The organism is Pseudomonas sp. CFBP2511 (assembly GCF_030209255.1).
GTDB classification, from domain to species: domain Bacteria; phylum Pseudomonadota; class Gammaproteobacteria; order Pseudomonadales; family Pseudomonadaceae; genus Aquipseudomonas; species Aquipseudomonas avellanae.
Window position 1 is genome coordinate 97,552 of record NZ_JARVSI010000021.1, and the last position, 25,712, is coordinate 123,263.

General features: G+C 59.1%; 21 protein-coding genes. 12 read left to right on the forward strand and 9 right to left on the reverse strand.

Annotation, left to right across the window (positions count from 1 at the left end):
• Nucleotides 1-397: 397 nt before the first annotated feature.
• Nucleotides 398-1,069 (reverse strand): auxin-lysine conjugate-binding transcriptional regulator PmeR, encoded by a 672-nt coding sequence (gene pmeR / locus QRN38_RS17585; protein ID WP_005768695.1) that lies wholly within the window; start codon nt 1,067-1,069, stop codon nt 398-400.
• A 254-nt stretch (nt 1,070-1,323) separates the two neighbouring features.
• Here pmeR and QRN38_RS17590 point away from each other — a divergent pair, with 254 nt between their 5' ends.
• From QRN38_RS17590 to QRN38_RS17600, 3 genes are read left to right on the forward strand one after another with little or no spacing between them, the layout of a single operon-like run.
• Entirely contained in the window at nt 1,324-2,484 is a 1,161-nt protein-coding gene (locus QRN38_RS17590; protein ID WP_057419069.1) for an efflux RND transporter periplasmic adaptor subunit, read from the forward strand.
• Nucleotides 2,485-2,487: 3 nt separating this feature from the next.
• Complete coding sequence (locus QRN38_RS17595) at nt 2,488-5,622, forward strand: efflux RND transporter permease subunit (protein WP_024667652.1); 3,135 nt, start codon at nt 2,488-2,490, stop codon at nt 5,620-5,622.
• Complete coding sequence (locus QRN38_RS17600; RefSeq protein WP_007246193.1) at nt 5,619-7,079, forward strand: AdeC/AdeK/OprM family multidrug efflux complex outer membrane factor; 1,461 nt, start codon at nt 5,619-5,621, stop codon at nt 7,077-7,079. The genes QRN38_RS17595 and QRN38_RS17600 overlap by 4 nt, the downstream gene beginning before the upstream one ends.
• Nucleotides 7,080-7,154: 75 nt before the next feature.
• Here the strand turns inward: QRN38_RS17600 and QRN38_RS17605 are convergent, their stop codons facing one another.
• The 5 genes from QRN38_RS17605 to pcaR form a co-directional block, all read right to left on the reverse strand.
• The gene (locus QRN38_RS17605) at nt 7,155-8,456 is read right to left on the reverse strand and encodes an MFS family transporter (protein ID WP_007246194.1); all 1,302 of its coding nucleotides are present in this window, start codon (nt 8,454-8,456) and stop codon (nt 7,155-7,157) included.
• Nucleotides 8,457-8,602: 146 nt separating this feature from the next.
• The gene (gene pcaF, locus QRN38_RS17610; protein ID WP_174518574.1) at nt 8,603-9,805 is read right to left on the reverse strand and encodes a 3-oxoadipyl-CoA thiolase; all 1,203 of its coding nucleotides are present in this window, start codon (nt 9,803-9,805) and stop codon (nt 8,603-8,605) included.
• Nucleotides 9,802-10,584, reverse strand: coding sequence for a CoA-transferase subunit beta (locus QRN38_RS17615; RefSeq protein WP_172679552.1), 783 nt, complete (start codon nt 10,582-10,584; stop codon nt 9,802-9,804). Before QRN38_RS17615 ends, pcaF begins: the two co-directional genes overlap by 4 nt.
• Nucleotides 10,581-11,438 carry a CoA transferase subunit A gene (locus QRN38_RS17620; protein ID WP_005768681.1) on the reverse strand — a complete coding sequence of 286 codons (858 nt, stop codon included), beginning with the start codon at nt 11,436-11,438 and terminating at the stop codon, nt 10,581-10,583. Before QRN38_RS17620 ends, QRN38_RS17615 begins: the two co-directional genes overlap by 4 nt.
• A gap of 157 nt (nt 11,439-11,595) precedes the next feature.
• The gene (gene pcaR / locus QRN38_RS17625; RefSeq protein WP_005620205.1) at nt 11,596-12,438 is read right to left on the reverse strand and encodes a pca regulon transcriptional regulator PcaR; all 843 of its coding nucleotides are present in this window, start codon (nt 12,436-12,438) and stop codon (nt 11,596-11,598) included.
• 856 nt (nt 12,439-13,294) lie between these two features.
• On the opposite strand from pcaR, the gene QRN38_RS17630 reads away from it, so the two are divergent.
• Both QRN38_RS17630 and QRN38_RS17635 read left to right on the forward strand, forming a co-directional pair.
• Nucleotides 13,295-13,492 carry a hypothetical protein gene (locus QRN38_RS17630; protein ID WP_003381628.1) on the forward strand — a complete coding sequence of 66 codons (198 nt, stop codon included), beginning with the start codon at nt 13,295-13,297 and terminating at the stop codon, nt 13,490-13,492.
• Between the two features lie 205 nt (nt 13,493-13,697).
• Nucleotides 13,698-15,170 carry an inorganic phosphate transporter gene (locus QRN38_RS17635; protein ID WP_005620206.1) on the forward strand — a complete coding sequence of 491 codons (1,473 nt, stop codon included), beginning with the start codon at nt 13,698-13,700 and terminating at the stop codon, nt 15,168-15,170.
• Nucleotides 15,171-15,225: 55 nt separating this feature from the next.
• Here QRN38_RS17635 and QRN38_RS17640 read toward each other — a convergent pair whose 3' ends face one another.
• Nucleotides 15,226-15,435 carry a hypothetical protein gene (locus QRN38_RS17640; RefSeq protein WP_005768677.1) on the reverse strand — a complete coding sequence of 70 codons (210 nt, stop codon included), beginning with the start codon at nt 15,433-15,435 and terminating at the stop codon, nt 15,226-15,228.
• A 78-nt stretch (nt 15,436-15,513) separates the two neighbouring features.
• Nucleotides 15,514-16,365 carry a formyltetrahydrofolate deformylase gene (gene purU, locus QRN38_RS17645; RefSeq protein WP_003363851.1) on the reverse strand — a complete coding sequence of 284 codons (852 nt, stop codon included), beginning with the start codon at nt 16,363-16,365 and terminating at the stop codon, nt 15,514-15,516.
• A 358-nt stretch (nt 16,366-16,723) separates the two neighbouring features.
• Here purU and mvaT point away from each other — a divergent pair, with 358 nt between their 5' ends.
• Complete coding sequence (gene mvaT, locus QRN38_RS17650; protein ID WP_002554971.1) at nt 16,724-17,104, forward strand: histone-like nucleoid-structuring protein MvaT; 381 nt, start codon at nt 16,724-16,726, stop codon at nt 17,102-17,104.
• 72 nt (nt 17,105-17,176) lie between these two features.
• Here mvaT and sbcB read toward each other — a convergent pair whose 3' ends face one another.
• Nucleotides 17,177-18,607 (reverse strand): exodeoxyribonuclease I, encoded by a 1,431-nt coding sequence (gene sbcB, locus QRN38_RS17655; protein WP_005768674.1) that lies wholly within the window; start codon nt 18,605-18,607, stop codon nt 17,177-17,179.
• 230 nt (nt 18,608-18,837) lie between these two features.
• On the opposite strand from sbcB, the gene QRN38_RS17660 reads away from it, so the two are divergent.
• The 6 genes from QRN38_RS17660 to QRN38_RS17685 are packed head-to-tail and all read left to right on the forward strand — an operon-like array spanning nt 18,838 to nt 25,680.
• A complete protein-coding gene (locus QRN38_RS17660) occupies nt 18,838-19,521 on the forward strand; it encodes an RDD family protein (protein ID WP_057419008.1) in 684 nt (227 codons plus the stop codon).
• A complete protein-coding gene (locus QRN38_RS17665) occupies nt 19,518-20,498 on the forward strand; it encodes a stage II sporulation protein M (protein WP_057419007.1) in 981 nt (326 codons plus the stop codon). Before QRN38_RS17660 ends, QRN38_RS17665 begins: the two co-directional genes overlap by 4 nt.
• On the forward strand, nt 20,485-22,077 hold the full coding sequence (locus QRN38_RS17670; protein ID WP_057419006.1) for a DUF4129 domain-containing protein: 1,593 nt from the start codon (nt 20,485-20,487) through the stop codon (nt 22,075-22,077). The genes QRN38_RS17665 and QRN38_RS17670 overlap by 14 nt, the downstream gene beginning before the upstream one ends.
• Nucleotides 22,074-23,294, forward strand: coding sequence for a DUF4350 domain-containing protein (locus tag QRN38_RS17675; RefSeq protein WP_024667645.1), 1,221 nt, complete (start codon nt 22,074-22,076; stop codon nt 23,292-23,294). Before QRN38_RS17670 ends, QRN38_RS17675 begins: the two co-directional genes overlap by 4 nt.
• Complete coding sequence (locus QRN38_RS17680; RefSeq protein WP_010219554.1) at nt 23,291-24,340, forward strand: AAA family ATPase; 1,050 nt, start codon at nt 23,291-23,293, stop codon at nt 24,338-24,340. The genes QRN38_RS17675 and QRN38_RS17680 overlap by 4 nt, the downstream gene beginning before the upstream one ends.
• A complete protein-coding gene (locus QRN38_RS17685) occupies nt 24,337-25,680 on the forward strand; it encodes a DUF58 domain-containing protein (RefSeq protein ID WP_057419005.1) in 1,344 nt (447 codons plus the stop codon). Before QRN38_RS17680 ends, QRN38_RS17685 begins: the two co-directional genes overlap by 4 nt.
• Nucleotides 25,681-25,712 lie beyond the last annotated feature (32 nt).

The following is a 25,712-nucleotide window of genomic DNA, read 5'->3' on the forward strand; positions in this document are numbered from 1 at the left end:
TCGATCACATCCGACAGCTGTGTGCGGGCGAGATAGCCACGACCCTGACCACACAGGTGGACATCAACGGAGCTGACGTTGTTTTCGGGGCACATAGGCGCAAGATTCGGCAAAAGCATGCAACCTTCCTCTCTTCTGGTCTTTCAGGACGCGCAGAGTGAAGGGAGTTTTCCCACAGGGCAATAGTCGGAAATTACTTTGGGAAATCAGCTACATGTATCAGGAAATGTCCTACCTGCGTCCTACAAATTTTTGTAAGTTCGCAGGCCAATTAGTCGTATTTGACGGACACATTCAGGGCTGGCGGGTAAACGATCGGTAAACCCGCTGTATAAGCAGCACCAATCAGAGTTAGGCTCTGTACGAAAAGGTGACTACCCAACAGAACCGGCAGGCGCTATAACCTTTCACGTTCAACGTTCAGTTCCGGGCTGTTTTTTACCCGCAAGGTAGGGCTGAAGCGCAGCATGTCCAGGCACACATCGACCAGTTGCTCGGCCTCGGCCGGCAACGAAAAGCTGTCAGGGACCAACAGCCATTGATAAATGATGCCGTTGACGTAGGAAAAAAGTGCAACAGCAGCCCGGCCCGTGTCCAGTTCTTGTGGCAACTGGCCTTGGCGCACGGCATTGCTCAGGCCAAGGGTGATACGGTCGTGGCACTGAATGGCGTTGTCCTGGCGCTGACGACGAAAATCACACATCTCGTCAGTAAACTCGCACTTGTGAAACAGGATTTCGTTGATGCGACGGGTTTTCGGGTCCAGTGCGAGCTCATGAAACAAATGAATCAACAGGTTCCTCATGCAACCCAGCGGGTCTTCTTCGTCTTCGCTCTGACTGGCCTGCGCCATTTCGTCGAGCGGTTCCTGAAGGCTGTCGAGCATCGCCTGGACCAGATCAGCCTTGTTGTTGAAGTGCCAATAGATGGCGCCACGGGTCACACCGGCAAGGGTCGCAATGTCAGCCAGCGTGGTGCGGGCGACGCCTCGCTCATAAAAAGCCTGCTCGGCGGCCTCCAGAATCTGGCTGCGGGTGATCTGAGCTTCCTCTTTGGTGCGACGAACCATGGCAATAAGACCTCAAAAGATTCACCTCATGCGTGCATCTGGTGCATGCCTTGAGGTATGACCGGGCGGCATTTGTCTCGCCTTGTCCCGAACTGGCATTCAGCACCTTGAATAGTGGCCGAATGCGCAAAGCGGGTGTTTACAAACAACCGCGAATGTAAGTATATTCCTTAGCATGCTACTTATCTAGCCGAAATATTTTTTAACACTTCAACGTACTGTTGAGAAAACAGGCTCCTGCCCCGAGGATCTTCATGCAATTCAAGCCAGCTGTTACCGTTCTGGTCACTGCCGTCGCCCTGGCAACCCTGCTCAGTGGCTGTAGCAAGAAGGAACAGGCGGCCCCGCCTGCGCAAACCCCTCAGGTCGGCGTCGTTACCCTCAAAGCACAGCCCTACACCCTGACCACCGAGCTTCCGGGCAGGACGACCGCTTTCCGTGTGGCCGAGGTCCGCCCTCAGGTCAACGGCATCATTCTCAAGCGTCTGTTTACCGAAGGTGGTGACGTCAAGGCCGGTCAGCAGCTGTATCAGATCGACCCGGCTATCTATGAAGCCAACGCCAACAGTGCCAAGGCGACCCTGCAGTCTGCCAAGTCGATGTCTGATCGCTACAAGCAACTGGTCAACGAACAGGCGGTGAGTCGTCAGGAATACGACACCGCCCTGGCATCCACTCAGGAAGCACAGGCAGCGCTGCAGACTTCGCAGATCAACCTGCGCTTCACCAAGGTGCTGGCGCCGATCTCGGGCCGCATCGGGCGCTCTGCCGTTACCGAAGGCGCGCTGGTCAGCAGTGCCCAGGCAGACGCAATGGCAACCATTCAGCAGCTTGATCCGATCTACGTAGACGTAGTCCAGTCTTCCGCAGACATGCTCAAGCTGCGCAATGACCTGGACAGCGGCAAACTGCAGAAGTCCGGCGATAACGCCGCCAAGGTCAAGCTGACCCTGGAAGACAACAGCGTTTACGCTCAGGAAGGCAAACTGGAGTTCTCCGAAGTGTCGGTTGACCAGACCACCGGTTCCGTCACTCTGCGCGCAGTCTTCCCCAACCCTGAACACCGCTTGCTGCCCGGCATGTTCGTTCACGCGCAATTGCAGGCAGGCGTCAGTGCGAAAGCCATTCTGGCACCGCAACAAGGCGTGACCCGCGACCTGAAAGGCACACCGACCGCCATGATTGTCAATCAGGACAACAAGGTTGAATTGCGCACACTGGTCGCCAACCGCACCGTGGGCAGCGACTGGCTGATCGAGGACGGCCTGAAAGAAGGCGATCGCGTGATCACCGAAGGTCTGCAATACGTCAAACCAGGCGCAGAAGTGAAAGCTGCCGAAGCGACCAACGTCAAAGGAGCAAACCCGGTACCTGCCCCGGCCACTGAAAAAGCCGCAGGCAGCAAAGGGGAGTAACCCATGTCGAAATTTTTTATTGATCGACCCATTTTTGCCTGGGTTATTGCCCTCGTGATCATGCTGGTCGGTGCGCTGTCTATTTCCAGCCTGCCGATCAACCAGTACCCAAGTATCGCGCCACCGGCCATTGCGATTCAGGTGACCTACCCGGGCGCTTCTGCGCAGACCGTGCAGGACACCGTGGTGCAGGTCATCGAGCAGCAGCTCAACGGCATCGACAACTTGCGTTATGTGAGTTCGGAAAGTAACTCCGACGGCAGCATGACCATTACCGCGACCTTCAATCAGGGCACCAACCCGGATACCGCGCAGGTGCAGGTGCAGAACAAGCTCAACCTGGCGACCCCGCTGCTGCCACAGGAAGTGCAGCAACAGGGTATTCGCGTGACCAAGGCGGTGAAGAACTTCCTGATGGTTATCGGCCTGGTGTCCGAAGACGGCAGCATGGGCAAGGAAGACCTGGCCAACTACATCGTCTCGAACATGCAGGACCCGATTTCCCGGACCTCCGGTGTGGGCGACTTCCAGGTGTTCGGCTCCCAGTACGCCATGCGCATCTGGCTCGACCCGGCCAAGCTCAACAACTTCCAGCTGACCCCGGTGGACGTGCGAGACGCAATCACCGCGCAGAACGTTCAGGTGTCGTCCGGTCAGTTGGGCGGTCTGCCCTCGATCAGCGGCCAGCAACTGAACGCCACAATCATCGGCAAGACGCGTCTGCAGACGGCTGAACAGTTCGGCAATATCTTTCTCAAGGTCAACACCGACGGCTCACAGGTTCGCCTCAAAGACGTCGCCACCGTGGGCCTGGGCGCAGAGAACTACAGCACCGACTCGCAGTTCGACGGCAAACCGGCCTCGGGTCTGGCGATCAAGCTGGCCACCGGCGCCAATGCGCTGGACACCGCCAAGGCCATCCGCGCGACCGTTTCGTCGCTGGAGCCGTTTTTCCCGCCGGGCATGAAAGTGGTTTACCCGTACGACACCACGCCTGTGGTGAGCGAATCGATCAAAGGTGTGGTTCACACCCTGATCGAAGCCATCGTGCTGGTGTTCCTGGTGATGTACCTGTTCCTGCAAAACTTCCGCGCCACCGTGATCACCACGCTGACGGTTCCGGTCGTACTGTTGGGCACCTTCGGCATCCTCGCGGGCTTCGGTTTCACCATCAACACCCTGACCATGTTCGGCATGGTACTGGCCATCGGCTTGCTGGTGGACGATGCGATTGTGGTGGTGGAAAACGTCGAGCGGGTGATGGAGGAAGAAAAGCTTTCTCCGCGTGACGCAACCATCAAATCCATGACGCAGATCCAGGGCGCACTGGTTGGTATTGCGCTGGTGCTGTCGGCGGTGCTGCTGCCAATGGCGTTCTTTGGCGGCTCGACCGGTGTGATCTACAAGCAGTTCTCGATCACCATCGTCTCGGCCATGGCCCTGTCGGTAGTGGTCGCGCTGATCTTCACCCCGGCGCTGTGCGCCACCATGCTCAAGCCTATCGACGAGAAGACCCACGGCCAGCCCAAGCGTGGTTTCTTCGGCTGGTTCAACCGCACCTTCGACCGCAGCGTTGTGAGTTACGAGCGCGGCGTGGGCAACATGCTCAAGCACAAGTGGCTGTCGTACCTGGGCTACATCGTGATTTTTGCCGGCATGATCTTCATGTTCATGCGCATTCCCGCAGCGTTCCTTCCGGACGAAGATCAGGGCGTGATCTTCGCTCAGATCCAGACACCGGCCGGCTCCTCGACCGAGCGCACGCAAGAAGTCATCGACAACATGCGTGAATACCTGCTGACCAAGGAAAGCGGTGCAGTGAAGTCGGTGTTCTCGGTGAACGGTTTCAACTTTGCGGGCCGCGGTCAAAGCTCGGCGATTGCATTTGTCATGCTCAAGCCGTGGGAAGAACGTGACGCCGAAAACAGCGTCTTCAAACTGGCAGAGCGCGCTCAGGGCTACTTCTTCAGCCTGCGTGATGCAATGGTGTTCGCCATCGTGCCACCGTCGGTACTGGAGCTGGGTAACGCGACAGGCTTCGACGTCTACCTGCAGGATCAGGGCGGTGTCGGCCATGCAAAACTGATGGAAGCACGTAACCAGTTCCTCGGCATGGCCGCGCAGAGCAAGATTCTCGCCGGTGTGCGTCCGAACGGGCTGAACGACGAGCCGCAGTACCAGTTGATCATCGACGACGAACGCGCCAGTGCATTGGGCATTACCCTGTCGGACATCAACAACACCCTGTCAATCGCGTTGGGTGGCAGCTACGTCAATGACTTCATCGACCGTGGCCGTGTGAAGAAGGTGTACATCCAGGGTGATGCAGGTGCCCGTATGACGCCTGAAGACCTGAAAAAATGGTACGTGCGCAACAGCGCGGGCGAGATGGTGCCGTTCTCGGCCTTCGCCAGCGGCAAGTGGACCTACGGTTCGCCAAAACTGTCGCGCTACAACGGCGTGGCGGCAGAGGAAATCCTCGGTACGCCGGCACCGGGCTACAGCAGCGGCGATGCAATGGCCGAAGTTGAAGCGCTGGCCAAGAAACTGCCGCAAGGGATCGGCATCTCCTGGACCGGTCTGTCCTACGAGGAGCGCCTGTCCGGCTCCCAGGCCCCTGCCCTTTACGCGCTGTCGTTGCTGGTCGTGTTCCTGTGCCTGGCGGCGCTGTATGAAAGCTGGTCGATCCCGATCGCGGTCATTCTCGTGGTGCCGCTGGGGGTTATCGGTGCACTGATGGCAACCAGCCTGCGCGGACTGTCGAACGACGTGTTCTTCCAGGTAGGGTTGCTGGTCACAGTCGGGTTGGCGGCGAAGAACGCCATCCTGATCGTCGAGTTCGCCAAAGAGCTGCACGAACAGGGCAAGAGCCTCACCGATGCGGCGATCGAAGCCTGTCGCATGCGCCTGCGCCCGATCATCATGACGTCCATGGCGTTTATCCTCGGCGTTGTGCCGCTGGCGATTTCCTCGGGCGCAGGTTCGGGCAGTCAGCATTCGATCGGTACAGGCGTAATTGGCGGTATGATCACAGCCGTCGTTCTGGCGATCTTCTGGGTGCCACTGTTCTTCGTATCGATTTCAGGGCTCTTCAAGAGCAAGCAGAAACATATTTCACACGATGAGGCTGGCCAATGAGCAAGTCATTGATCTCTCTTGCAGTTACCGCGTTCATACTCGGCGGCTGCTCTTTGATCCCCGAGTACAAGCAGCCGGAGGCCCCGGTCGCCGCACAATACCCGCAAGGCCCGGCGTACTCGCCGGTCGAAGGGGCCAAAATGGCCGCTGCGGAGCAAGGCTGGCGTCATTTCTTCAATGACCCGGCGCTGCAACAGCTGATCGAAACCGCGCTGCTCAACAACCGTGACCTGCGGGTCGCGGCGCTGAACATCGACGCCTACCGTGCGCAGTACCGCATCCAGCGTTCGGACCTGTTCCCGGCGGTCTCGGCCACTGGCAGCGGCTCACGTCAGCGCGTGCCTGCCGACCAGTCGCAGACCGGCCAATCGGCGATCAGCAGCAGCTACTCGGCAACGCTGGGCGTCAGCGCTTACGAGCTGGACCTGTTTGGTCGGGTGCGCAGCCTCAGCGAACAGGCGCTGGAAACCTACTTCTCCAGCGAAGAAGCGCGTCGCAGCACGCAGATCAGTCTGGTTGCCAACGTCGCCAATGCCTACATGACCTGGCAGGCCGACAAGGAACTGCTCAAGCTGACGCAGGACACCCTCAAGACCTACGAAGAAAGCTTCCGCCTGACCTCGCGCAGCAACGAAGTCGGTGTTTCTTCGGCACTCGACCTCAGCCAGTCGCGCACCGCCGTCGAAAGCGCCCGCGCCCGACTGGCCCAGTACCAGCGCCTGGTCGCTCAGGATCAAAACAGCCTGGTGCTGCTGCTGGGCACAGGCTTGCCTGACAACCTGCCGGCCAGCCATCTGCTCGACTCCGACATGCTGACCGAAATGCCGGCAGGCCTGCCGTCCGATCTGCTGCAACGCCGTCCGGACATTCTGCAAGCCGAGCACTCGCTCAAGGCCGCCAATGCCAACATCGGCGCAGCACGCGCAGCGTTCTTCCCAAGCATCAGCCTGACGGCCAGTGCCGGCACCAGCAGCACCGAGCTGTCCGGTCTGTTCAAAGGGGGTTCGGGAACCTGGCTGTTCCAGCCGAGCATCAACATTCCGATCTTCAACGCCGGCAACCTGCGCGCCAGCCTGGATTACTCGAAGATCCAGAAGGAAATCAGCGTCGCCAACTACGAGAAGTCGATTCAGACCGCCTTCCAGGAAGTGTCCGACGGTCTGGCTTCACGCAAGACCTACGACGAGCAGCTCCAGGCGCAACGTGACTTTGTTACCGCCAACCAGGACTACTACCGTCTGGCCGAGCGTCGCTACCGCATCGGCATCGACAGCAACCTGACCTTCCTCGACGCCCAGCGCTCGCTGTTCAGCGCGCAACAAACGCTGATCACCGATCGCCTGTCGCAGCTGACCAGCGAGGTCAACCTGTACAAGGCCCTCGGCGGCGGCTGGTACGAAAGGACCGGGCAGACCGAAACCATCTCCAAAGAGAAACCTTCGGTGCAACTGTTCTAACGGCAGTGTTCTGATTGCAGCGTAAAAAAAACCCATCGATTGATGGGTTTTTTTACGCCTGGAATAAACCTGCGATCAATGATCCTGATGCAGGTACTTGGGCTCTTTCGGCAGCCGCAGACTGAACAGAAACGCCACCGCCATCATCGCGGTCACGTACCAGTAGAAGCTGTTTTCCATGCCGGCGCTTTTGAGTTTCAAGGCAACGAACTCGGCTGAACCGCCGAACATTGCGTTGGCCACCGCATACGCCAGACCAACACCCAGTGCGCGTACCTGCGGTGGGAACATCTCGGCTTTGACCAGCCCGCTGATCGAGGTGTAGAAGCTGACAATCGCCAACGCCAGGGTAATCAGTGCGAACGCAATGAACGGGTTGGTCGTGGTTTTCAGGGTCATCAGGATCGGCACTGTGCACAGCGTGCCCAGCGCGCCGAACAACAGCATCGAATTACGACGACCGATGCGGTCCGCGAGCATGCCGAAGAACGGCTGCATGCACATGTACAGGAACAGCGCGCCGGTCATGATGTAGCTGGCGGTCTTGGCCTCCATGCCGCCGGTGTTGACCAGGTACTTCTGCATGTACGTCGTGAACGTGTAGAAAATCAGCGAGCCACCGGCGGTGTAACCCAGCACCGTGATGAAAGCCGCTGCGTGATTCTTGAACAGCGCGGTAATGCTGCCAGCGTCCTTGTCCTGACGGCTTTCGGCGGTGGTGGTTTCGTTGAGCGTGCGGCGCAACAGCAAAGCAATGACTGCTGCAGCCGCGCCGATCACGAACGGGATACGCCAGCCGTAGTCACGCAGCTCTTCAGTGGTGAGAAACTGCTGCAGGATGACCACCGTCAATACGGCCAGCAACTGGCCGCCGATCAGGGTCACGTACTGGAACGAAGCATAAAAGCCGCGCTGCCCGCGCAACGCCACTTCACTCATGTAGGTCGCCGTGGTGCCGTACTCGCCACCTACCGACAGCCCCTGAAGCAGGCGCGCCATGAGCAGCAAGGCCGGTGCCCAGGCACCAATCGATGCGTAGGTCGGCAGGCAAGCGATGATCAGCGAGCCTGCGCACATCATGGTGACCGATATCAGCATGGAGTTCTTGCGGCCATGTTTGTCGGCCACGCGGCCAAACAGCCAGCCGCCAATCGGGCGCATCAGAAAGCCAGCAGCAAACACGCCTGCGGTGTTGAGCAACTGGACGGTCGGATCATCGGAAGGAAAGAAGGCCGGTGCAAAGTAGATCGCGCAAAACGCGTAGATATAGAAGTCGAACCACTCGACGAGATTCCCCGATGATGCGCCGACGATCGCGAAGATTCTTTTGCTTCGCTCCTCGCCGGTGTAATGCGGTGCTTTTGATGGTGTCGTCATTATGTTCCCCAAGCAAAACTGTCCATAAGAAACAAGCTGTAACATCCTCTTCGACCAAGCACAACAACCCGGTCCATCGGAGTGCCTTTTCGTGGAGGCAACCAGATGAACCGGGGTGCTGAACAACAGGGTTGAAACAGAAGAGTTTAACGCTCTATGGCTAGCGCCAGGCCCTGACCGACACCCACGCACATGGTCGCCAGGCCTCTGCGCCCGCCGGTTTTTTCCAGGTGGTGCAAGGCCGTGAGCACCAGTCGTGCACCGCTCATGCCCAGCGGATGCCCCAGTGCAATCGCACCGCCATTGGGGTTGACCTGCGGGGCGTCGTCCGCCAGGCCCAGCTCACGCAAGACCGCCAGGCCCTGGCTGGCGAAGGCCTCGTTGAGCTCGATAACGTCGAAATCGGCGACCGCCAGGCCCAACCGCTCGACCAGTTTTCGCACCGCGGGCACCGGGCCAATGCCCATCACCCGAGGCTCGACCGCCGCGCTGGCCATGCCAAGCACCCGCGCGCGAGGCGTCAGGCCGTGCTTTTTGACGGCCTCGGCCGACGCCAGAATCAGTGCAGCCGCTCCGTCGTTGACCCCGGATGCGTTGCCCGCCGTGACGGTCTGGTCCGGGCCGTTGACCGGCTTGAGTTTGCTCAGGGTTTCCAGGCTGGTGTCGCCACGCGGATGCTCATCCTTGTCGACAAGGGTTTCGCCTTTTTTATGTGCAACACGCACCGGCACAATCTCTTCCTCGAAAAAGCCCGCAGCCTGGGCAACGGCGGTGCGTTGCTGGCTGCGCAGGGCGAAAGCGTCCTGATCGGCTCGAGAAATCCTGAAGTCAGTGGCAACGTTGTCGCCGGTCTCAGGCATGGAGTCCACGCCGTACAGCGCTTTCATGGCCGGGTTGATGAAACGCCAGCCGATGGTGGTGTCTTCCAGCTTCATGTTGCGCGAAAACGCTGCATCGGCCTTGCCCATGACGAACGGCGCACGGGACATCGACTCGACGCCGCCAGCAATCGCCAGCTCCATTTCGCCCGAGGCGATGGCCCGGAATGCCGTGCCGATGGCGTCCATGCCCGACGCGCACAAACGGTTGAGGGTAACGCCCGGCACGCTGGTCGGCAGGCCCGCCAGCAAGGCCGCCATGCGCGCCACATTGCGGTTGTCTTCACCGGCCTGGTTGGCGCAGCCGAAGAACACCTCGTCGATCTCTTCCCAGTTCACCAAAGGGTTGCGCTCCATCAGCGCCTTGATCGGCACGGCGGCCAGATCGTCAGCACGCACCGACGACAACCCGCCGCCGAAACGGCCAATAGGGGTGCGAATCGCGTCGCAAATAAAGACATCACGCATCATGCTTCTCCTGCCACCTGGCCATGTGCGGCAGCCGTACGGGCTTCCAGATCACGCAGCGCGGTCAGCTCCACGTCAGTGGGTTCTGCAGAGACCGCTACGTTTTCGGCAAAACGGATTTCCCAACCGGTGGCCGCGATCACCTGCTCGCGGGTCACGCCGGGGTGCAGCGTGGTCACGACAAACTCGTGGGTGTCTGCTTCCGGCTCCATGATGCACAGGTCGGTAATGATACCCACCGGGCCCGCGCCGGGCAGGCCCAGACGCTTGCGTGAGTCACCGCCTTCGCCGTGACCGACCGAGGTGATGAAGTCCAGTTTGTTGACGAACGAGCGCGCCGACTGCTTGAGAATGATCAGCACCGACTTGGCCGAACCGGCAATCTCCGGCGCGCCACCGGCACCTGGCAAACGAACTTTGGGGTTGTGATAGTCGCCTACCACGGTGGTGTTGATGTTGCCGAAGCGGTCCACTTGCGCCGCACCGAGAAAGCCGACATCAACCCGGCCGCCCTGCAGCCAATAACGAAAGATTTCGCTGGTGGACACCACGGTGTCAGCGGTTTCCGCCAGCTCGCCGTCACCGATCGACAGTGGCAATACAGTGGGTTTGGCGCCGATGGGGCCGGATTCGTAGATCAGCACCACATCCGGCGACGACGTCAGACGCGCCAGGTTCGCCGCCTTGGATGGCAGGCCGATCCCGACAAAACACACTGAACCGTTACGCAGACGACGGGCAGCGGCGACGGTCATCATCTCACTGGTGGAGTAAGTCATTATTGGGCCTCCGAAGCGCGAGCCAGCTTGCTCTTGAATTCACTGAAATCCGCAGTGCCGTGGATGTACTCGTCAATCCACGCCGTAAACGTTTCCCGGTCTCGGGCAATCGGGTCCCAAGCCTGATAAAACGGGTTGTCGCGCTCGTAATAGCCATGCGCATAAGAAGGATGAGCGCCACCGGGCACCAGACATACCGCGCTGAGCGCCCAGGTCGGCAGCACGCAGGAGTTCATCGGAGCCTTGAGGTCATCGACGATTTCTTCGACGGTCACGATGCAGCGTTTGGCCGCCAGCGCTGCTTCTTTCTGCGCACCAAGAATGCCCCACAGCAACACATTGCCCTTGCGGTCGGCTTTCTGTGCGTGAATCACCGTCACGTCGGGGCGTACCGATGGCACGGCAGCCAGCACTTCCCCGGTGAACGGACAGGTGACGGTCTTGATCAGCGGGTTGACCTTGGGCAGGTCGGAGCCGGCGTACGCACGCAGTACAGCGAAGGGCAGGCCCGACGCACCAGCCACATAAGCGTTGGCGAGGTCGGCGTGACTGTGCTCTTCAATTTCCATTGGGCGCGGCCACTGTTTTTCAACGGCATCGCGCAGCCGGTGCAGAGAACCAACACCTGGATTGCCGCCCCACGAGAAAATCAGACGCTTCGCACAACCGGCACCGATTAACTGGTCGTAGATAAGGTCGGGCGTCATGCGCACCAGGGTCAGGTCTTTTTTGCCCTGACGGATGATTTCATGGCCCGCAGCCGTCGGGATCAGGTGAGTGAAGCCTTCCAGCGCAACGGTGTCGCCATCGTTGACCAGTTGCTTCACTGCATCGCGTAGAGAAAGAATGTCTGCCATGTGGTGCTCCGAACCCAACATCACGTTCATTGAACAGCGCGAAGACCTGCGCTGGAATGAAAATGAGGTTATGCCTGAGCAAGCCAGCAAACAATCCGATAATCGACTAAGCGTTCGATAATCGAACAAATTAACAGTGTTAACCGCGTTTGATCGGTCAGGTAAACAGCTGAGTACTCAGGTCGCGACTGGCATCGAGCATGATCGGCAAAAAGCGCTGTTCCAGCTCGCTGCGTGCCACCCGCCCGGCGCTGGTACTGACATTGAGCGCCGCCAGCACCTGACCCGACGCATCATAGACCGGCACGGCAATAGAGCGCAGCCCCTGCTCCAGTTCCTGATCGACAATACACCAGCCCTGTTGACGAACCAGTTGCAAGCATTCAAGCAGCGCTTCGGGGGTGCGAATGGTCCGGCTGGTCTTGGGCTGCAGATCGACGTGATCCAGGTATTCCTGCAACGACACATCATCCAGCGCGGCCAACAGGATTCGCCCCATCGACGTGCAGTAGGCTGGCAAGCGCCCACCGACGGACAGGTCGACCGAGATCAATCGCTGAGTCGTTGCCGAACGAGCAATATAAAGAATGTCGTTACCTTCCAGCGTGGCCATGTTGCAGGCCTCGTGCAGGTGATCACTCATGCGGTCCAGATAAGGCTGCGAAGAAGTCGCCAGCGGCGTTGACGACAGATACGCATGGCCCAGGGTCAGAACCTTGGGCAACAACGAATAAGTGCGGCCGTCAGTGGTCGCGTAACCAAGCTTGATCAGCGTATGCAGACAACGACGCACCGCCGCCCTGGGGATTTCCGTGCGGTGGCTGATTTGCGCGATGGTCAGGTGCCGCTTGCGCTCCTGAAAGGCATGAATCACCGCCAGCCCGCGCGCCAGCGATGTCATGAAATCAGGGTCGCCGGTCAGCGCCTGAATGCGCTTGGCGGGCGACGCCACGATGGGCGGTGCCAATGAGGCAAAAGAATTACGCAGTTCATCGTTCATGGCCACACCCTCGGTAACACCCGCTCAGGCCTTGCAGGCCGCAGGTTTCGGATCTATCGGGGTGGTCGGACCACCCTGCGCTTGTGCGATTATCGAACAGGTGGCCGATAATCGCAATTGACCCGCTGTAAATATACTTATACCTTTAGCTTTGCCATGAAGTGACTTCTTGGAAATTACTGGTCAGGTACCCACTGAGAAGTCCAAGGCAGCGGCCTTGCTCACCAAGCAAGGCCGTTTTTATTGTGCACGCGGCTTTATTATTGCCTACGCTTGCAGCCTGCATGCCGCAACCTCTGCTCGATCCTCTTCCACACACCCAGCAAAAAACGCCAGCCCTCCCGGGTATAAGAATTTTTTAATTTCATCGCCGTCGCGGTGTCGCCGTTTGTGAAAATTTTGTTTATAAAAGTTCTGTCATATACATGCCCCACTGAAACTTCGGAACAATCGTACAAAAAAACCAGACATGTGAACTCATTCAACCTCTGTTGTTGACGTAACAGAACTTCTTGGAGATAGTATCCATCAGTTGGTTGGCAATACCCTCGTAACGATTGATCTGTGCAGGAATGGTCTGTTTCGACTATCCTGTCGACGTGCCGTCACGGTGCACGATCCAGCGCGATGGCCAGCAAGCCCGCCAACGCAAGCCCCGGTGCTTGAAATCAAACGACTGTCGCTACGACAACTGTTTCTCTGGTGCACGTAGCCGCAAGCAACAACAAGATGTCCAGCCACTTTTCGGGCAATGCCCGGACAGGCCACTGCCTGTAATGGGTTACAGGCTGGAGCGAACATACTTGCATTGTTTTGCGTAATCACCAGGCCCCTTTTGACTTGATCAGGTAATACAGTGACTAAAGATGAACTGCGCGCGGAACTTGAGCGCCAGGAGCAACGTTTCAAGGATGTCTACGGCGGAGAAATCACCACCTATGCCGCGCAGCCAGAACCGGAACGCAAGCCTTGGCGCAAGAGAGCCAGCCTGCTGGATCAGGCGTTCAAGCAAGAACTGCAAAAAATGGAAGAAGGTCTGAAAGAAGAGCCATGACATCGAGGGTCGCATGATCCCTGTCTGTTCGTCTCAACCTTCCAGCGTCCGCAATTACACGCCTCACTGCCTCATTGAGTATTCAACGAGGCGGCGCTCATGCGTCTTTTTTTTGGTTTGAGGCGACACCTCGCAGTGACGACAAGTCGTTCGGTATTTTTTCTGTCATAATCGCGCCCCCTTCAGACCCGGTCAGAAAACCTACATGATCGATTTATTCAGCGGGCTTGATGCCTGGGTGCTTGTGAGCCTGCTGCTCGCCCTGGCGTTCGTCCTCACCTTCGAGTTCATCAACGGCTTTCATGACACCGCCAACGCGGTGGCGACAGTCATTTACACCAAAGCCATGCCGCCTCATCTGGCAGTATTCTTCTCCGGTGTATTCAACTTCCTTGGCGTGTTGCTGGGCGGCGTGGGCGTTGCCTATGCGATTGTCCATCTTTTGCCGGTCGAACTGCTCATCAACGTCAACACCGGACACGGCCTGGCCATGGTGTTCTCGCTGCTGGCGGCGGCCATTACCTGGAACCTCGGGACCTGGTACTTCGGCATTCCGGCCTCCAGTTCACACACCCTGATCGGCTCGATTCTCGGTGTGGGCCTGGCCAATGCGCTGATCAACGGCATTCCGCTGGCCGATGGCGTCAACTGGCAGAAAGCGATCGATATCGGCGCCTCGCTGGTATTCTCGCCACTGGCCGGCTTTATCGTTGCCGGTCTGGTCCTGCTGGCGCTGAAATGGTGGCGCCCGCTATCGAAGATGCACAAGACGCCAGACCAGCGCCGCAAGCTGGATGACAAAAAGCATCCGCCGTTCTGGAATCGTCTGGTGCTGGTCATCTCCGCCATGGCGGTCAGCTTCGTGCATGGTTCCAATGATGGCCAGAAAGGCATCGGCCTGATCATGCTGGTGCTGATCGGCATCGTGCCGAGCCAGTTTGTACTCGACCTCACCAGCACGACCTATCAGATCGAACGCACCCGTGATGCAACCCAGCATCTGAGCCAGTTTTATCAGCGCAACAGCAGCACGCTGGGCGAGTATCTGGCGATGGGCAAAGCTGAAAAAGGCGACCTGCCGTCCAGTTCTGCGTGCAACCCGAAACAGACCGAACCGACCATCGACGCGTTGCTCGATCGCCTCAAGGGTGTGTCCGATTACCACTCGCTGGCCCCCGAAAGCCGCATCGAGGTGCGTCGTTATCTGTTGTGCCTGGACGATACCGCACGCAAGGTCGGTAAACTTCCAGACCTCTCGGCGCGTGAAAAATCCGATCTGGACAAACTGCGCAAGGACCTGACCACCACTACCGAATACGCCCCGTTCTGGGTAATTCTCGCGGTCGCCCTGGCACTGGGCATCGGCACTATGGTCGGCTGGAAGCGCGTAGTCCTGACCATCGGCGAGAAGATCGGCAAGCAAGGCATGACCTACGCACAAGGCATGTCGGCGCAGATCACCACCGCCTGCGCCATCGGCCTGGCCAACGTGTTCAGCCTGCCGGTTTCCACCACCCACATTCTGTCATCGGGTGTTGCGGGAACCATGGTCGCCAACAAGAGCGGCCTGCAAGGCGGAACCGTTCGCACCATCCTGCTGGCCTGGGTACTGACCCTGCCAGCGACAGTCGCCTTGTCCGCCGCCCTGTTCTGGCTGGCGTCCAAAGCTCTGTCCTGATTCACGGCCCTTCTGGCGGTGCGCATGTCGCACTGCCTCGAAGGGCTTGAATCACTTATTCCTTGCGCCCCTCAGTAACCACTTCGCCAGCCCCCTCTCCCTCTCTTGTATCTTCTGATTGCTGCAACTCGCGCCACAATGCCGCCGCGCCGTCGAAATCGGCACCGTTTTCCGGCGTCAGGGCAGCGGGGTCATAGCGACTGAGACAGCCTTCGCCTAGTGTGGCAGGGGCCGTGGATGTGGCTTTATCGAGAGGATCGGTCACGGGCGTTCACCTTGAGGGTTGCACCATTGCCGACGTCATGCGTCGGGGGCGCAGAGGGTGCGCCCCCGAAACGATAGATCAGTCGAAGACGACTGTCTTGTTGTCGTGTACCAGAACACGGTCTTCCAGGTGGGCACGCAGACCCCGAGCCAACACCATCTTTTCCACATCGCGGCCGAAGCGCACCATGTTTTCAATGCTGTCGCGATGGCTGACGCGGACCACATCCTGTTCGATGATCGGCCCGGCATCGAGTTCTTCGGTGACGTAGTGACAGGTCGCACCGATCAGCTTGACCCCGCGCAGCGAGGCCTGATGGTAAGGCTTGGCGCCGACAAACGAGGGCAGGAAGCTGTGGTGGATGTTGATCACCTGATGGGCGTATTCACGGCACAGCTGCGGCGGCAGAATCTGCATGTAACGCGCCAGAACCACAACATCTGCCTGATGATGACCGACCAGACGCGACACTTCGGCAAACGCCGGTTCCTTGTCTTTAGGGTCCACCGGCACGTGGTAGTAAGGAATGTCATGCCACTCGACCATGCTGCGCAGGTCCTGATGGTTGGAAATCACACAGGCGATATCGCAGTCGAGTTCGTCGCTGTGCCAGCGGTGCAGCAGGTCGGCCAGACAATGCGATTCGCGGCTGGCCATCAGCACGACGCGCTTCTTCTGCGCCGAGTCGGTAATGCGCCAGTCCATCGAGAATTCTTCAGCAATCGGCGTAAAGGCCTCACGGAACCCGTCCAGGTCAAAAGGCAGGGTATCGGCACGAATCTCGTGGCGCATGAAAAACCAGCCGCTGAGATTGTCCGAATGATGACTCGCTTCGGTGATCCAGCCGTTATGGGAGGCCAGAAAGTTACTGACTTTGGCAACGATGCCTACACGGTCCGGGCAAGCAATCACCAGACGAAAAGTGCGCATTGGGGGAAACTCCAGAACTTCGCAAAGCCGCCATTCTAGCGGCTGCGCAGCAAAACTGCAGTATCTGTGTTGCCTGAATGCGCAGGCCGAAAAGGACGCAGCTCAGGCAAAAGATTGCACCGTGCCAGTATCGGCGTTTACCGCGCACGCGGCTAAACAAGACCTCTAATAAGGAGGGCTTTATAGCGCGGTTCTTTTGAAGGAGGTCCGGTGCGTTCCTAGTTCAGACGTCTGTAGGACGTGTGTATATTGCTAAATAATTCAAATAAAACTTTTATTTAATGTTTACTTGCTCATTTACAGTGACTATTATTGTCGCACTGTATCCCTGCAACCCTTCACAACATAAGGTCGCCTCATGTCCCTGATCAACGAATACCGCGCCACCGAAGAAGCCATCAAAGAACTGCAAGCCCGTTTGAAAAATCTGTCGCAAGACGACAAACTGCAAACCGAGCTGGAATTCGAAGGCAAACTGCGCACGCTGATGGGCGAATATCAAAAATCGCTGCGTGACATCATTGCTTTGCTGGATCCGGACGCCAAGGTAAACAAGGCCCCACGTGGCGGCGCTGTTAAACCTGCCGGCACCAAGCGCGCTCGCAAGGTCAAGCAATACAAGAACCCGCACAACGGCGAAGTCATCGAAACCAAAGGTGGCAACCACAAGACTCTGAAAGAGTGGAAAGCCAAGTGGGGCAGTGACGACGTTGAAAGCTGGGCCACTCTGCTGGGCTAAGCGTCACAAGGTCGCTATACATTGCGATTGAAAAAACGCCAGCTTGCTGGCGTTTTTTATTGCCCGGCCTTTTTATACACCCAGGCGTTTACTCAGTTGAAGGGCATGATCCTGCCATTGCCGCAACACCTCCAACTGCTCTGGAGTGGCACTAAGCGAGCATTCATTCAGCGCGCTGGTAAAATCCTGCAAGGTAGTGGGCGCCCCCCATTCCGGGCTGCTCAGGCGCTTCCGACAGAAATCCTGCCAACGATGTTGCTCGTCGGCGCTCAAGGTCTCGGGAAAGTTGCGAGCGCGGTACCTGAATAACAAATCGGGCAAGCGAGCGTCATCAAACGGCCATGCGTCACGGGCCAACTGTTCTGGCTCGGCCTGTCGAACTTGCTCACACAACCGGCGATCACGGTCACCGATAAAGCCATCATATAATTGTTGCTCGGGATCTTCACTTGCAACGAAGTCATCCTTGCCGTACAGAACCTGCAATTTATCCTGCCAAACTTCGAGGCTTTCACTCAACTGCGCTGCGCGCGCCTGATAGCCTGCCATGTCCAGTTTCAGCCGCTGCTGATCTTCGCTGCGCAGTACGCCCAAGGGCGCGATCACCGGGCACCGGTTTATATGCAATAGTTTGAGCGGTACCGGCAATTCGCCTTCCTTCAGTGCATCAAGCCGGGTATATAAGCGCTGCTTGAGCGTTTCAGCGTCGCACTGCAACAACGGGGAATGATCCAGGTGCAGATCACAAACGATCAGCGCATTGCGATTATGCGGATGCCACGCCAGCGGCAGTACCACGCCCAGATAACTGCGTGCCGCGGAAAACCGTCCAGAAATATGCACCAGAGGTTTCATCAGGTGAATGTGCTCCTGGACTTTCTGTTTGGTGCGCAGCGTGAACAGGTAGTCATAAAGCCTGGGCTGTTTTTCGCGAATCAGACGCGCCAGAGCGATAGTTGCACGCACATCGGATAACGCATCATGGGCCTGCCCGTGATCAATACCGTTGGCAGCGGTCAGGCGTTCCAGTTTGAGCGTGACTCGCCCGTCCTGTTCGGGCCAGACAATGCCCTCGGGACGTAATGCATAGGCTGCGCGCACTACATCAATCAAATCCCAGCGACTGTTGCCGCCCTGCCACTCGCGCGCATAAGGATCGAAAAAGTTGCGATAAAAACTGTAGCGGGTGACTTCGTCGTCGAAACGCAACGTGTTGTAGCCGGCACCGCATGTACCGGGCGCAGCAAGCTCGGCGTGCACGCGAGTCATGAAGTCCGCCTCGCACAAGCCTTTTTCTGCCAGCGTGGCGGGGGTTATGCCGGTGATCACACAGGCTGCGGGATGGGGCAGAATGTCGTCGCTGGGCTGGCAGTAAAGATTGACCGGAGGCGCTATTTCATTGAGCTCGGCATCGGTGCGAATTCCCGCCATCTGTAGCGCTCGATCGTTGCGCGGGTTGATACCGGTGGTTTCGTAGTCGTACCAGAAAATGCTGGAAGTCACGGGCTGATCCTGAACAGAAGACCCGCGAAGTGTAGGGCGTGATGGGTGTCATTGGCTAATTGGGTAAGGTCCTGCGCTTCAGGAAACGTTTTCTTACAGCTCGCGTATCAAATGGTCTGTTGCTTAGCTCCGCGGCGGTAGCTAGCATCGGCTCTGGTTTGAAGGAGCACCCTCACCAATCCAGACATGTCACCCCTTCCCTTTTTTTGCCAAGGAATGCAGCGCTGAACATGCAACTGGACACGCGCATCGAGATCGAGACGCCAGAAGGCATCGATATGGTTCTTCGCCCCGCAGGCCTTGTGTCCCGTGCGTTGGCGTTCGGCATCGACCTTGCCATTCGTGGCGCCCTGATTGGCGTGTTCTATCTGTTTCTGCAGTTCTTCGACAAGCTCGGCATTGGTCTGGGCGCCATTGTGTTTTTTCTGGTGAACTGGTGGTACATGGTGCTGTTCGAGGTGCTGAGCCAAGGTCGCACACCGGGCAAGCGAGCCCTGGGGTTGCGCGTCGTTCACGACGACGGCACGCCCATAGACTGGTCTTCATCGCTCATACGCAACCTGTTGCGCTTCGTCGACATGCTGCCTCTGGGCTATGGATTGGGAGCGGTCACCTGCCTGAGCCACCCTCGGTTCAAGCGCCTGGGAGATCTAGCGGCCGGGACACTGGTGGTCTACATCGACCGGCCGTTAACGCGCCCCGTCCTGCCGGAGGCGCAGCCGATTGTCGCGCCGTTTGCCCTGCATCTGGATGAACAGCGTGCTGTGCTCGGCCTGGCGGAGCGCCATGGAGATCTGTCCAGCGCACGCATTCAGGAGCTGGCCGCCATTCTTGCCGAACCACTGCGCATACCCGCAGGCAAAGCCGTCGCGCAGGTGAACGGCATCGCCCGCAACCTGTTGGGGCCACGATGAAGCAGAGCCTGTTTGAAACCCGTCATGGGGATGAGTGGCAACGCTTCGGGCATTCTCTTGACGCGCTGGAGAGTGGCAAGGCGGACGCCACCGCCAGCGAAACGTTTCCCGGCGACTACCGACGCATCTGCCACCACCTGGCGCTGGCCCAGGAGAGGGGCTACAGCAGTTATCTGGTCGATCCCTTGCATCAACTGGCCATGCGCGGCCACCAGCAGCTTTACCGTCACCGCAGCGCCGTCGGTGCCAGGCTGCTTGGCTTCGTTCTGGCCGGCTTCCCACGACTGGTTCGAGCCGAGTGGCGTTTCGTGCTGGTTGCCAGCCTGCTGTTCTTCGGCAGCCTGATCGGCATGGGGTTGCTGGTGTACGCTTTTCCACAACTGATCTACAGCGTCGTCAGCCCGGAACAGGTCGCTGACATGCAGAGCATGTATGACCCTTCAGCCAGCCGGATAGGCCAGTCCATCGACAGGGCCTCGGACGCCGACTGGATGATGTTCGGCTACTACATCATGAACAACATCGGTATTGCCTTTCAAACCTACGCCAGCGGTTTGCTGTTCGGGCTGGGCAGCCTGTTTTTCCTGTTTTTCAACGGATTGATGATCGGCGCGGTTGCCGGCCACCTGACTGGCATCGGTTACGGTCAGACCTTCTGGACATTCGTCATCGGCCACGGCGCCTTCGAGCTGACCGCTATCGCTCTGGCCGGGGCGGCGGGCCTGAAATTGGGGTGGGCCTTGCTGGCCCCCGGCAGGCTGACCCGAAGTGCAGCGCTGCGTGCGGCAGCCAGAACCAGCGTGCAACTGATTGGCGGGGTCATCCTGTTCCTGCTGATCGCTGCATTCATAGAGGCGTACTGGTCATCACTGACCTGGCCCGGAGCGCTTATCAAATATCTGGTGGGCACTGCCCTGTGGCTGCTGGTGGCCGCGTATCTGATTCTGGCAGGGCGTACCTTTCATGCGCCTGACTGAGTCGAACGTCGCCATACGCCCTCGTTCTCCTTGGGAGGCCATCGATCTGGGCGTACTGCTTGCCGGTCGGCATCGCGCCTTGCTGATGGGCAGTTGGGCTCTCGTCACGCTGCCGTTTTTCTGCCTGCTCAGCGTTCTGTTCTGGGATTACCCCTCGGCCGCCATTCTGTTGTTCTGGTGGTTCAAGCCTGCGTTCGAGCGCCTGCCACTGCTCATCCTGTCGCAATCACTGTTCGGCGCCACGCCGACACTCAGGCAAGCGCTAAAGGCCTGGCCTGCAACCCTGAAAGACCAGCTGTTGCCCAGCCTGCTATGGCGAAGGCTCAGCCTGAGTCGCAGTTTTCAACTGCCCGTGCAGCAACTTGAGCATCTGGCAGGCACAGAGCGCGCCCTGCGCATAAACCTGCTTAGCCAGAAAGACCTGCGCGCGGCACGACTGCTGACCATTGTCGGCGCACACCTGGAGTACGCGCTGTGGATCGGGCTGCTGTTCCTGCTCTATGCCATGATCCCGCAGCAAATCCAGACCGCCTGGCACTGGATCGACCTTGTGGATGTTGAAAACCAGTGGATCTGGATCGATCACCTGACCAACTTGTTTTATGCCTTGGCGCTGGTGCTCTGGGAGCCCGTTTATGTGGCGTGCGGCTTTACCCTTTACCTGAATCGCCGCACGGTCCTCGAAGCGTGGGATATCGAACTGGTTTTCAGACGCCTGCGCCAGCGCCTGATCGGCAGCGCTTACGTGTTGCTGATCGGTGTCGGACTGGCGCTCTCGACAGCACCCGCCCCGGTCCTGGCCGATCAGCAGAGCTACAGCTGCCCTCTGCCTGAAACCAACCAGACAGAACCCGATCCGTCCCTGGCTGCACCAGACGCCCCGCGTCTTACCCATCAGACGCTGACCAGCGAAGCCGCCCAAAGCGAGATACAGAGCGTGCTGCAGCACCCTCCCTTCAAGAACATCAAGACGCAAACAGCGTGGCGTTTTCCCGAAAAGGACAAAACTCGGCAGGCAGCTCGCGATCACGACAAACAGGGCTGGCTGATCACCTGGCTCGATAGGATCGCGCAGGCAGCGAGCAGCCTCGCCAGCCTGATCGAAGTGTTGTTGTGGGGGTTCGTCATCGGCTTGGCAGGCCTGGTGCTCTGGTACTACAGAGACTGGCTCAAGACGTTTGTAAGTCGCGCGCCCCGTAAAAAGACCAAAACCGCCCGCGCGGCACCAGAACAGCTTTTCGGCCTGCAAGTGAGTGCAGAAAGTCTGCCTGACGATGTTGCAGGCCAGGCAGAGCAACTGTGGAGCAGTCAGCCTCGCGAAGCATTGGGATTGTTGTACCGCGCTTTGCTGAGCCGCCTGCTAAGCGACTATCGGCTGCCGCTGAAAAATGCCGACACCGAAGGTCAGGTCCTTCTACGTATCGCTTCGCTCAATCAGCCTCTGCTGAGTGAGTTCAGCCAGAACCTGACCGCTCACTGGCAAAACCTCGCCTATGGTCATCGCCCCCCGCCGCCGCAGGCCCGGCAGGAACTGTGTGACGGCTGGCGTCGCCTGTTCAATGCGGCGGTGAAGGCATGAGCCAGCGTCTCGCACTAATGGTCTGGCTACTGCTGGCCCTGTCGTTGCTGACCGGCGCGGGGCTTTATCTGGGCCGAAATCTGGAGCGTTATGAGAAGACGGTCGACGAGGGTCCTTCTCCAGAGGCGAGAGCCAAGCCCTGGCTGGCGGCTGAACACTTCCTGCGCGGCCGTTCGGTGGAGGTGACTACCACTGACACACTGGCACAACTGCCCGATCCTAATCAGCGAACACAGACCCTGCTGCTGTTCAACGACCGGGCAGGCATGACGCCCGCGCAAACCGAGCAACTGCTGAACTGGGTCACATCAGGCGGGCACCTGCTGTTTGTCGCCGAACAACTCTGGGACGAGCAAAAGGGCCGCAGTGGCGATCTTCTGCTCGACAGGCTGCAGATTCGTCAATACCTCAGCAAAGACATCAATGCACAGGATCAACAGCTGAGCGACGCACAGCCCATGCTGCCCATCCCGCTGATGACGCCCGTGCCCAAACGCAAAAAGACGCCCTGGCCGGAATTGACCCGTCTGTACCTTGAAAACGAACGCGCCCCGGCCTACATGAGTTTCGACCCGGCGTTTCACCTGGAAGACCCGCAGGATCACGCGCAGTCCTGGGCCAACAGCGCCGACGCCACGCACTTGTTGCAGATCAGCCGTGGCAAAGGGCTGATCACGGTTGTGACTGACGCCGACCTGTGGAAAACCCACTCCATTGGCGAACATGACAATGCCTGGCTGCTCTGGTATCTGACTCAGGACAGCAAAGTGACCATGGTGCTGGAAACCGATCACGACACCTTGCTGACCCTGCTACTGCGCAATTTCCCTCAGGCGCTGCTGGCACTGGCCTTACTGATTGGCCTGGGCCTGTGGCATGTCGCCCTGCGCGAAGGCCCGCTACGCAAGCCAGCGTCACTCGCACGCCGCCAACTGACCGAGCACCTGCGGGCCAGCGCCGAATTCCTGCGCAGGCGCAGCGGCCAGCAAACACTGCTCAAGAGCCTGCAGCAGGACATCCTGCGCCGCGCCCGCCAGTTGCATCCGGGTTTCGAGCGGCTGGTGATCGCCGAACAATGGCAGGTGCTTTCGCGTCTCACCCGCTTGCCCACCAGCGCCATCAGCGACGCCCTGCGCCCTCGCCCGCCTCAGCGCCTTTCCCATAGTGAATTCACCCGTCAGGTGGCACAATTGCAAACCCTCAGGAATGCCCTATGAGCGATCAAACGCCAGCCCCATCAGGCAGCAACGACCCCCTTACCGAGACTGCGGTAGAGGCAACCAACACAGCAAGCACCCACACGCAGCAACGCCAGCGCGCCAGCCAGCTCGCCCAGGCATTGCGCAATGAACTGCAAAAAGCCGTGATTGGACAAAACGCAGTTATCGAAGATGTTCTGACCGCGCTGATCGGCGGCGGTCATGTACTGCTTGAAGGTGTGCCGGGGCTGGGCAAGACGTTGCTGGTGCGGGCACTTGCCAGTTGTATCAGCTGCGAGTTTGCGCGTATTCAGTTCACGCCGGATCTGATGCCCAGCGATGTCACCGGGCATGCCGTGTACGACCTGCAGACCGAGCAGTTCAAGCTGCGCAAGGGGCCGCTGTTCACCAACCTGCTGCTGGCGGACGAGATCAACAGGGCGCCGGCCAAGACTCAGGCTGCGCTGCTCGAGGCCATGCAGGAGCGGCAAGTGACGCTTGAGGGCCGCGCCCTGCCTATCCCGCAACCGTTCATGGTGCTGGCAACCCAGAACCCTATCGAACAGGAAGGCACGTACCCGCTGCCGGAAGCCGAACTGGACCGTTTCATGCTCAAGCTGCGCATGGATTATCCCGAGGCGCAGGAAGAGCTGGACATGGTGCGCCAGGTCACACGCTCAAGCCGTGCCGACATGCTCGATGTGCGCCCGCTCAGGGTCATCATGCAGGCCCGGGAGGTTCAGGTCCTGCAACGCATTGCCAGCGAGCTGCCCATTGATGAGCACGTGCTGGACTACGCCGTGCGACTGGCTCGCAGTACGCGGACCTGGCCCGGTCTGAATCAGGGCGCAGGGCCGCGCGCGTCGATCGCCCTGGTACGTGGCGGACGAGCCCGTGCGCTGTTGCGCGGCGGCGAGTTTGTAACGCCGGACGACATCAAGGGCTGCGCCCTGGCCGTGTTGCGACACAGGGTCAAGCTCTCGCCGGAACTGGACATCGAGGGCCTGTCGGTGGATCAGGTGCTCGGACAGATCCTCGATCAGGTTTCGGCACCGCGCCTGTGAAACAGGTCCTCAGACCGGCTGTTGCGATGCTGTACTGGCTCAGCGGGCTGGCGTGCCTTGCATTGCTGCTCGGTACGTTGCACGCGCTGGGGATCGACTACCCGGCAAAAATAGACAGCCTGTACTGGGGCGCATTGCTGGCCTTGGCGGGCCTTAGCCTGCTTGATGCATGCTGGCTGCTCAGACGTCCCTCGCCGCGTATCCAGCGCGAGCTTGCGGGCAGCCTGGCACTGGATCGCTGGAACGAAGCTCGACTTGATCTGCAGCACGACGGTGCCAAACCGCTCACGTTAAGGGTGTTCGACCACCTGCCGCAGGGCCTGGAGCATGAAGACCTGCCGCAAACCATCACCCTGCCTGCTCGCGGCAAGGGTAGCATCGGCTACCGGCTGCGCCCGTCAAGCCGCGGTCATTTCACGTTTGAACACTGCGAAATCAGTCTGCCGGGGCCGTTGCGGTTATGGACGGCACGTCGCCATGTGGCAGTGCAGAGTACGACCCGCGTCTACCCTGACTTCGCCCGACTCTACGGCGGCCAGCTACTGGCTGTGGATAACTGGCTTAGCCAGCTGGGCGTGCGCCAGTTGCAACGTCGCGGGTTGGGGATGGAATTCAATCAGCTGCGAGAGTTTCGTGAGGGCGACAGCTTGCGCCAGATCGACTGGAAGGCCACTGCGCGCCAGCGAACCCCCATCGCCCGCGAGTATCAGGACGAGCGCGATCAGCAGATCGTGTTCATGCTCGATTGCGGACGTCGCATGCGCAGTCAGGACGGCGACCTGTCGCACTTCGATCACGCACTCAATGCCTGCCTGCTGCTAAGTTATGTAGCGCTGCGTCAAGGCGACTCGGTGGGCCTTGCGACGTTTGCCGGTGAGCAGGACCGTTATCTGGCGCCGGTCAAGGGCGCGGGTCAGCTCAACCTGTTGCTCAACTCGGTCTACGACCTGCAAACCACCCGAAAACCCGCTGACTACAGCTCCGCCGTTCGGCAATTGATGGTGCGTCATAAAAAACGCTCACTGGTGGTGTTAATCACCAACCTGCGTGATGAAGACGACGAGGAACTGCTGGCGGCCGTCAGGCAACTCGGCAAGCACCATAGAGTACTGATTGCCAGCCTCAGAGAGGAGGTACTCGACAGCCTGCGTCAGTCGCCGGTGCAAACCGCTGATGAGGCGCTGGAATACTGCGGGGCCATCAGTTTTCTGAATGCGCGCACATCCCTGCACGACCGCTTGCGTGCACAAGGCATGGCAATAATGGACGCAAGGCCTAAGGAGCTGGGGCCACAACTGATTGCTCGATACCTGAACTGGAAGAAGGCGGGCACCCTATGACGCTCGACGTGCACGACGTCGAATCTGCCAGC